Annotated in this window: 3 protein-coding genes and 3 pseudogenes; 1 reads left to right on the top strand and 5 read right to left on the bottom strand. The window is 45.2% G+C overall.

Translation table 11 applies throughout. The features are described 5' to 3' along the window. Positions 1–103: 103 nt before the first annotated feature. A pseudogene (locus EWV68_RS21765) lies at positions 104–2,392 on the bottom strand (N-6 DNA methylase); the annotation flags it as partial. A gap of 313 nt (positions 2,393–2,705) precedes the next feature. On the opposite strand from EWV68_RS21765, the gene EWV68_RS02510 reads away from it, so the two are divergent. Continuing rightward, positions 2,706–3,134 carry a QcrA and Rieske domain-containing protein gene (locus EWV68_RS02510; RefSeq protein ID WP_287168703.1) on the top strand — a complete coding sequence of 143 codons (429 nt, stop codon included), beginning with the start codon at positions 2,706–2,708 and terminating at the stop codon, positions 3,132–3,134. Between the two features lie 59 nt (positions 3,135–3,193). On the opposite strand, the pseudogene EWV68_RS02515 reads toward EWV68_RS02510, so the two are convergent. From EWV68_RS02515 to EWV68_RS02530, 4 genes and pseudogenes are all read right to left on the bottom strand, one after another. After that, positions 3,194–3,384 (bottom strand): annotated as a pseudogene (locus EWV68_RS02515) (hypothetical protein). A 67-nt stretch (positions 3,385–3,451) separates the two neighbouring features. Beyond that, positions 3,452–8,056 carry a glutamate synthase large subunit gene (gltB, locus tag EWV68_RS02520; RefSeq protein WP_287168705.1) on the bottom strand — a complete coding sequence of 1,535 codons (4,605 nt, stop codon included), beginning with the start codon at positions 8,054–8,056 and terminating at the stop codon, positions 3,452–3,454. Between the two features lie 306 nt (positions 8,057–8,362). Further along, complete coding sequence (locus tag EWV68_RS02525) at positions 8,363–9,250, bottom strand: succinate--CoA ligase subunit alpha (RefSeq protein WP_287168706.1); 888 nt, start codon at positions 9,248–9,250, stop codon at positions 8,363–8,365. A gap of 309 nt (positions 9,251–9,559) precedes the next feature. After that, a pseudogene (locus EWV68_RS02530) lies at positions 9,560–9,864 on the bottom strand (transposase); the annotation flags it as partial. Positions 9,865–10,125 lie beyond the last annotated feature (261 nt).

The raw sequence follows: 10,125 nt of genomic DNA on the forward strand, positions 1-10,125 counted from the left end.
TTAAACTAATAAAACGGAGAGGCTATGGCTTTAGAAACTTTCGGAATTTTTGGGTTAGAAGTATGTTATCTTGGCATCTTGTATGTTGATTTAGCATAAAGGGTAACGAAGAGCCAAAATACTTTTGCATTCTTAATGATAAAATATCTTGATCATAATCTATCAGTGCATTTGCACGATCTTCATCCATACCCTGTAATGGAATAATTAATGATGAATCTTGACAAGATAAATCTGTTAACTTTGGCCATGCTAAATAGTGAGAGGAAACATCGGAGGGACGGAAAGAATAACGATTAGATTGTTCTGGGTTAGAGACTTGATAAAAAGCATCAAAATCTTGATTGTTTAAACTATCTAATAACTGTTCTCGTTTAGCAACTCCCCAGAAATGGCGAAAATAGACATCAACATTTTTATTCCTTACTTCCTTTCTTACCATTAGTCCGATAGTTGTCCCGACTCGAATCCCTTCCTTATTGTATTGAGTAGAAAAAACACTAGGATCGGGATTACCTTCAGGGGTTAACTTTCCTGTTTCGCGACTATCACCATTGAGACAATCAAACCAAAGGCGATCAAATTCTTGTAAAAATCTTTGTCGCATCACCACAAAAGAAGGATCACCGAGATAGGAAAAATTAGAAATATAACAAACAACTCCTTTACCGGTATTTTCTGAAATACATCTTTCTGCTAAACGAAAAAAGCGCACATATAACTCATCCAGATTAAACTTTTTAATCCCCCAATCGGAGATTAAACCCTGTTTATACACTTCCACTAAACCCGCTTCTTCTGCGGGACTGGTTCCAGCAAAAGCATTATAGGGAGGATTACCGAGAATAACTAAAATCGGTTTACCGCGCTTAACTTCATCGGCTGCCTCTCGTTCCTTATTTAACTCCGGAAAACTTAATTGTAGCTGTTGAATTTTCTGTTTACTTTCCTCATCGGGAGGTTGCCAACCGGTTAAAGCATTAGTCAGATAAATCCCCACCCGTTCACTATCTTCTATTAAAGGTACACCCAAACTTTGCAGGAATAAACCTAATTGTAGATGAGCGACGACAAAAGGAGCGGTTAAAATCTCGAAACCGAAAATTCTTTCTATGGCTGCTTTTTTCACCAAAGCCATGGCTAAAGCACCCGCCCCATTTTCCTGTAAAGTATCGGTAATATAGCGCAAAACCTCGACTAAATAAGCACCAGTTCCACAGCAAGGATCGAGAATATAAACATCGGGATTAGCTAAACCGTCCTCGATATTTAATTCTTCTCGCAAAACTCGATCGACTCGCGCTACCATATAGCGAACAATTTCCGGAGGAGTGTACCAAACTCCCAATTCTTTGCGTAAATCGGGATCAAAAGCTTGCAAAAATGGTTCATAGAAATACTGTACCGCTTGTCCCTCATCGAATTGACGAAAAAATTCCTCTCGTCGCACTCGATTTAAAGCTGCACCGGTCCAATTCAAAACTTCTACTAATCCCAAAGATTTTAACTTACTCGGTGCGGCGATCTGCTCGAATAGGATCGCTAACATGGGAACATGGAGATGGTGGGCTGCGGATTTCCAATCGAACTTATCCTCTTTATCCTCGCGATTGAGGTTTTGCTTGTGCCATAATACCCAAGCGGAAAATAAACCATAAAAGAGGGTTTGCACGAGGGTAGAACGGAAAAATTTATTTCCCTGTTCCCGTTCAAATTTGATACCGAGGGCATTTTCTAAAGCTTGACGAATATTGGCCAGAGCGGGAAGATCGGAATGATGTTCTAAGCGTGCTTTTGCGTCGCGCGCATAGGAAGCAAGAAACCAAGCAACATCGGCTGGTGAAGTGATAGGAGCCGCCTGTAAAAGCACTCTCTTTAGGTATTCTAAGAGGCTATCACCGTGTTCGGCGGCAAATTTGGATGGATTTGAGGTTTTTAGCCAAAACTCGGCTTCTGACGGGGCTAAACTATAGGCTTCTAATTCTACCAGTTGACCTTGGCTATTGCGACCGATGAGCAGAAAATCGCGATAATTGCTGACTAATACTTGACCGTATTTTTGCCAGTATTTTTGTACTTGTTCGCTGGCGGCGATTTTTTTGATATCTTCTTTGGTTCCCTTAATCTCGATTGCGCCTCTTTCGGGAAAAATCGCCGTAAAAGGTTCTAATTCTTGATTTTTGGGGAATTGATCGACGTTAAAAAGTCCCCCGTCCGGCAATCCCGCACCCTGATTTCTGAGGTTGATAATGCAGCGCACTCGCGGTTTTAGGGTTTTACCGATTTCGTTGAGGAGAGTTTCGAGAGTGCCGTAGTAGGAGGTTTCTTTTACGGCTGCTTGGGAGGAGTGGATTTCGTGCAGGTTGCGAAAATAATTGACGAGGGGATTCATTAGGAGTGTTGTAAAAATCAAAAATTGTTGTTAGGGTTAGGAGTCAGGAGTCGGTCGTCAGGAGTCAGGAGAATTAAGAATGAATAATAATTAACTAAATAGTCTATTTACATATTTTATGCCATTTAATCCTTATTTTTGCCATTTTTGAACCCTCAAAAATTAATTATCGGTCGCAACTAGCTTCTGAAGCCTAATCCTGGTCAGGCGTTTGCTTACGGGCCCTCTCTACTCGCACTTAGAAATTAATTGAATGGAAAGAGCTTCTACGGTACAGTGAAAGTTAACGTTACTGTTGGAAAAACCTAATCCCATGAATCGTCGTGAATTTGTTGCCCTCGTTGGTGTTGGCGGAGCCATGGCCTGCGCCCCAGAAATCCTAGGGACGGCTACCGACCAAGAGATGACCCCGGCCCAAGCGGCGGATGGCTTTGTGAAAGTGACGGGCATTACCCTCAAAGAATTAGAAGCCAAAGGCAGTTTTCTGGATAAAAAATCCCCGGTCGGCTCCTTGCTCCTAATCTGGGAGAAAAAGGCGAAAAAGATCAGTGCAGTAAACCCGACTTGTACCCATGAAGGCTGTACGGTGAAATGGAATACTGGCGCACAGATTTTAGCTTGTCCCTGCCATCCGGGAAAATTTACCGCCACTGGGGTCGTCACGAATAAACCCCCAAAAGGCAATCTAACCACCTATCAAGTCAAGGTCGAAAAAGACGTTATTTTCGTGAAAAAAGCTTAACGGGGTTGACGGAATACTGGATTAGGCATAATTGAGGAAAAACTCGCACAATTTCGGTTTCAGACCTCTGCGGCTTTTTCTGGCTCAATCTCGGTCTCCAATTCTTGACGTAATTCTTCTAGAGAAGTGGTAGCAGCTGTCTGAGATAATCTTTCGAGTTTCCCAGTTCTACTTGTTCTAAAACCTGAAGAAAATGTTCTTGTGCTTGGGTATAGCTAGTATAGGTGGTGGGGATGGGCAGCATAGCCATTAATCAACTCCGCAGTCAAAAATTAATCAATGGGTGCGTTAACCAAGAGTAACGCACCCCAAAGAAATTACACCGAAGTTAAGGTTTTCTCCGCGCTAATTTGCGCTTCGGGACTATCCGCTTCCGAGGGAGGGACCACTTGCCAGAATTGACCGAGATAGCTATCCCAATTAGCTAAAATTAACTTACCTTTGGGGCTATTAGTGCGTTCTACATGGGCCTCAATTAAAGATTTTAACTGTTCCGCACCGGCAGCCGTGCCAACCCGTTGAATCTTGACAATTTCCGGGTTGAGTTTCTCCGGTAGGGACGGATCAAGGATATAAGCTAATCCTCCCGTCATCCCGGCGCCGACGTTGCGACCGACGGAACCAAGCACGACAATTACCCCACCGGTCATGTATTCACAGAGGTGATCCCCGGCCCCTTCGATAACCGCTTTCGCAGTGGAATTGCGGACAGCAAAACGTTCACCAGCGCGACCATTCGCGTATAATACCCCACCGGTGGCCCCGTAGAGACAGGTATTACCGATAATAGCGTTATCTTCGGGCTGATAATTGGCGTTTTGGGGCGGTAAGATGACAATTTCGCCGCCGTAGATGCCTTTACCCACATAATCGTTAGCTTCTCCCTCTAAATGGAGATTGACACCGGGTAAATTAAAGGCTCCGAAACTTTGACCAGCTGCGCCCTGGAAATTGAGCTTAATTTCGCCTTCAAAGCCGTCATTACCGTATTTTTGGGCAATTACCCCCGCAATTCTCGCCCCGACGGAGCGATCGGTATTGACAATCCTGTAGGTTTTGCTGACGGTTCCCTGTTGCTCGATCGCCTGTTTAATCTCGCTATCGGCTAGAATTTCCTCATCGAGGACAGCACCGTTACTATGTACTTCCTCGTGCTGCAACCAAGAGCGGTCACTACGGCCATCGGGTAAATTCAACAAACAATCAAGATTGAGGGATTCTGTCTTAGTTAAACGAGCATCGGAGCGCACTTTTAACAGATCTGCCCGGCCAATCACCTCATTTAAACTGTGATAGCCTAATTTCGCCAATAATTGCCGCGTTTCCTCAGCCACCAAAGTAAAGAAATTGACCACATGAGCGGGAATTCCTGGAAAACGAGCTCGCAGACGTTCCTGCTGGGTAGCGACTCCCACAGGGCAATTATTCGTGTGACAGACGCGGGCCATGATGCACCCCTCGGCAATCATGGAAATGGAACCAAAACCGAATTCCTCCGCACCCATCAGAGCAGCCATGAGGATATCCCAACCGGTTTTTAGTCCTCCATCTGCGCGCAAAATCACCCGATGACGCAGTTGATTTTCCATTAACATCCGATGCACTTCCGTCACTCCCAATTCCCAGGGACTACCCGCGTGTTTGATCGAACTTAGGGGTGATGCACCTGTACCACCATCGTGGCCAGAAATCTGGATAATATCAGCGTTAGCTTTGGCAACTCCGGCCGCAATTGTGCCGATACCGATCTCGGCCACTAATTTGACGGAAACTTTGGCCCGGGGGTTAATTTGGTGTAAATCGTAGATTAATTGCGCTAAATCTTCGATCGAGTAGATATCGTGGTGAGGAGGGGGAGAAATCAAAGTTACTCCCGGTTTTGATCGCCGTAACATGGCAATATAGGAACTGACTTTTTTCCCGGGTAATTGACCTCCTTCTCCCGGTTTTGCTCCCTGGGCCATTTTAATCTCTAGCTGTTTTCCACTCATTAAGTATTCGGGAGTGACTCCAAAACGACCCGAAGCTATCTGTTTAATGGCAGAATTAGCCGTATCACCGTTTTTTAAGCCGTTTAGATGGGGCATAGTCACGGAATGTCCTTCTGCATCCACATCGCTTAAGCTGGTGTAACGGATCGGATCTTCTCCCCCTTCTCCGGAATTGGACTTACCTCCGATGCGATTCATGGCGATCGCTAGGGTTTCGTGTGCTTCCCGGCCCAAGGCACCGAGGGACATTCCCCCTGTGCAGAAGCGTTGCAGGATACTTTCGATCGATTCTACTGCTTCGATGGCAATTGAGGCTCGATCGCTGTTAAATTCTAATAGATCCCGTAAAGCGGTGACAGGTCTTTGCTGCAAGATTTGACGATAGGTTTCGTAATGGTCATATCCTTCCCCTTGGGAGTGAGCGGCCACGGCTTTATGGAGTGCTTTCGCCATTTCCGGGGAATTCATGTGGTATTCTCCCCCCGGACGGTAGTTGACAAAACCGTAGTTTTCTAGTTTTTTAGCGGTAAGATTGGGGAAAGCTTTGCTGTGGAATGCGATCGCTTCTTGGGCCACCTCAGCAATGCTTAAACCCCCGACGCGACTGGTAGTACCGTTAAAAGCTAGTTTAACTAAATCTGCCGATAATCCGATCGCCTCGAAAATTTGCGCCCCATGGTAGGAAGATAGGAGAGAAATGCCCATTTTCGAGAGGATTTTCAGTAATCCCGCTTCTACGGATTTGCGGTAATTAATTAGGGCTTTTTCGAGGCTAATAGCTTCTAATTTGCCATTTTCCATCAATTTCTGAGTTTTTGGCTCGATCCACCACTGGGCGATCGTTTCTAGGGCCAGATAGGGACAGACTGCGGAAGCGCCATAACCAATTAGACAAGCGAAGTGATGGGTACTCCAACATTGGGCCGTGTCGATCACGATCGAAGCTTTTAAACGCAAGTGTGAGCGAATCAGGTGATGATGGACGGCACCAACAGCTAATAAGGGGGGAATATAGCTAGTTTTTTCGTCAATAGGAGCAGTTCTGTCACTGAGAATTAAAATTTCCGCTCCCGATGCTACTTTCTTGGCGGCCTCAGCGCACAAATGAGCGATCGCGGTTTCTAATCCCCCCGGTCCGGTGGTCAGATCATAAAGGGTAGAAAGTTCGGCTGTTCTGTAGCTAGAGGTTTTAACTTTGGCTAATTCCGCATTATTGAGCAGGGGAGAGTCTAATTTCAGTAAATGTGCGTCATCAACCCCTAATTTAAGTATATTGCCCCGTCGTCCCAGATACATAGTCAAGGACATGACTAAACTTTCCCGTAAGGGATCGATGGGGGGGTTAGTAACTTGGGCAAAACGTTGTTTAAAGTAATCGTAGAGAAGATGGGGTTTACTGGAGAGGACCGCTAGGGGAGTGTCATCACCCATACAGAAAGTCGGTTCTTTTCCCTGCTCTGCCATGGGAACGATAATCATATCCACATCTTCGGCAGTATAACCGAAAGCGGTTTGCCTGGGAAGGAGATGACTAGGAGCGGGAATGTCTATCGCTGTTTCTTTGTCAATAAAGGTGCGTTGGGATTTCACCCATTCACCGTAGGGATTAGAGCGGGCAATTTCCTGTTTAATCGGCCAATTACGCTTAATTTCGCCTTTTTCCAGATCCACCGCGAGCATTTGACCGGGGCCGAGACGACCTTTTTCCATAATGGTGGTTTCATCGAGGGGAATAGTTCCCGCTTCCGAGGAAACGACGATATAACCGTTGTTAGTAATGCTATAACGGGCCGGTCGCAAACCGTTGCGATCCAAACAAGCGCCGACGATTCCCCCGTCACTGAATACCAGTAAAGCCGGACCGTCCCAGGGTTCCTGTAAACCGCTATAGTATTCGTAGAAGTCGATAATTTCGGGATAATCCTGTAAATCCGGCTGATTATTGTAGGCCTCCGGCACTAGGATCATAGCTGCTTCTAGGGGACTGCGACCGGTTCTCACCAATAATTCTAGGGCGCTATCGAGGTTATAGGAGTCGCTGTTAGCGGGGTTAACAATGGGAGTCAGGGATTGTAATTCTTCGTGGGTCCAACCTTCCGTTTCTAAAGCGGGTTCCCGGGCCGACATCCAGTTAATATTGCCCAAAAGGGTGTTAATTTCGCCGTTATGACCCAATAAGCGCATCGGTTGAGCGAGGGGCCATTTCGGTTGGGTATTGGTGCTAAAACGTCGGTGATAAATAGCGAATTGACTGCTATAGGCGGGATTTTGCAGGTCTAGATAGAATTCTCGCAGGATTTCGCCCCGTACCATGCCTTTATAGACAATGGTGCGACAGGAAAAGGAACAGAAATAGAAATCATCGGCCAGTTGCTTACCGACTTCAGAACGGGCAATATAGAGTAGGCGATCGAATTGAGAACCGGCTAAATCGGGGGAAGTAACCAGAATTTGCTCGACGTAGGGTTGATTTTCCCTTGCTTGTCTTCCGAGGACTTCGGGACGGACGGGAACAGCGCGCCAACCTAAAATCTTAATATTATATTTATTGACAATTTCTTCGATGTGTGCTTTAGCGTCGGTGCGTTCTTGGGCCGCTTGGGGAAGAAAGACCATACCCACCCCTAGGCGCTCAGATTCTGGCATATTTAAGCCATTTTCGGCGAACCAAGGAGCGAGGACATCTCTGGGGATAGCGGTCATCATACCGGAACCGTCCCCGGAATCCTGATCGGCGCTGCAGCCTCCCCGGTGTTCCAAACAACCTAAGGCTAAAAGGGCCTGTTCAATCAGTTGATGGCTACCAGAACCGCGTACATCGGCAATAAAACCGACTCCGCAAGCGTCCCGTTCCTCTACGAGCCATCGGGGACCCCAATAGGGATCGATTTGGTGTATATTGTCGGTTTTTAGGTTATTTTGTTGCGCCATAGAAGTTATCCTTAGGGTCGTTGTCTAGAAGGGTGGGATAGTTGGTCTGCTGAAAGGGTCAATCTAGAATAGAATTTTTTTTGATCTTGCCGTTTCGATTGTCGCTGATTTTTCCTAATTTTTGCCTGTTGCCGTCTTTATCTTGGCCGGTCTGAGGAATCACAGGTGATCTACCATGATATAGTAGCTCTTAGGAATTGTCATCGAAAATCCCCTAGGCAGGATGGGGGTGAAACATCCTGTTAGGTGCTTATTTTCGCAGAATATTGTCGGATTATAAATATTATTGGAGCAATGGGGTCAAATTCAGGACAAGACTTTAGCTAAAGAGGCAGGTAAATCGGCTAATTTTTCTACCACTGTCACCCCAGCTTCTTGAAAATGACGTAAGCTATCTTTTCTGGTATTCTTAGCGGCAACAGAGTAGGAAAGTTGGTTAGAAATAATTGTTTCTGTATCGCCGAAATTGGTTTCAATCGCTGCATTTAACCCCACAAGATAGGCAATCACTGGTTTTTCGATCGCCGAGGCAATATATTTGGCTGCCTCGATTTCGGCCTTTCCCCCCACCTGACTGACGAGGAGAATTGCCTCGGTATTTTCATCTTCCTCAAAAACCTGCAACCATTGGGACAAATTGGAGCCAATAATGCCGTCAGTACCCAAATTTACCGCCATAGATTCACCATACCCCGCTGCTGTTAAAGTTTTCGCCACTTCATCCCCTATGCGATCGCCGCGGGTGATCAGACCGATTGTCCCCGATTGATAAAAATTCGGTTCACAAATACCCAACCAAAGATAATTGGGAATAATCACACCCTGGCTGCCGGGGCCGAGAATTAATGTCCCGGTGGTACTAGCTATCTTTAATAATTCCACCAGATCCAAGGGGGGAACTCCGGGGGTGACGATAATTAATTGGGGAATTGCTGCTGCGATCGCTTCTAAGGCCGCATCTAGGACTTGATTGGGGGGGACTAAAATTAAACTGGTCTTGATTTCTCCCGCTTCAGCAACGGCCTCGGCCACTAGATCAAACACTGGTATCTCTGCGATTATCTCACCACCGTGGCCACTAGCCACCCCCGCTACTAAACAGGTTCCCTGAGCTTTCAATCGTGCCGCATAATATTTGCCTAGGGGTCGATCGATCCCTTGCATAATTATCTGATCTTTATCTGTCCATTTCATATATTAAGTGTTGGGAGTTGTTTCAGTAAACAGTAAACAGTAATCAGTAAACAGTAAACAGTAATCAGTGAGACACTGTTGATGGGAGTTTTTTTCAGTGGTCAGTAAACAGTAAACAGTAATCAGGTTCTGAAGGCAAGAGTCACTCATGCAAGAGGCAAAAGAAAGAATCTGGCAATTCTCTCACCTAAAAAGAAGGTTAGAAACTAGGCACATCAAAGCTTTTAGCTTAACCAATTAGGTTTTAGATTCGGCCCTTGTGAACTGAAAACTCACATCTGATTACTGATGACTGATAACTGATATACTTTAGTCGTTCATAATCTGAGATTTATTAAACTTCTGAAATCCTAGAGTGAGCAAGGAATCCAGTTCTTTTTTATGTTTCAGATAGGCATCATTCAGACATTCATAAATAGCTGAAGAAAAGTCGGAAAAGTTTTCATAATATTTACCATATAAACATTTCTTTTTGACAAATTTCCACAGGCTTTCAATTAAATTTAGATTAGGCTATAAGACGGCAGATAGAGTAATTCTATTGACAAAGAAAGAGCCAATTATTCAACAATTTTACATTTTTGATAGCGGGCATTATCTAATACTAGAGTGATTTGAGGAAAAAATGCAAGTTATAGCCGTGCAAAGTATAGCTCAAGAGAGCATAGGCTACGATCGCAATCACAATATTAACATCAAATATGTTTGCTCCACCAGATGAAGCAGGGCTATTGACATCCTCGCCGCACTTTTAGGGCGGCGATTCCTAAACCTCACGATTTAAGTTTCTGCTTCCACCACCGTCGCATACCACAGTTAAAAAACCATGTACTGTCTTACACAGAGTCCACAGACTTTCGCCCCATTTCAGAAGC

This window comes from Microcystis sp. M_QC_C_20170808_M9Col (genome assembly GCF_007095495.1).
Classification (GTDB): Bacteria; Cyanobacteriota; Cyanobacteriia; order Cyanobacteriales; family Microcystaceae; genus Microcystis; species Microcystis aeruginosa.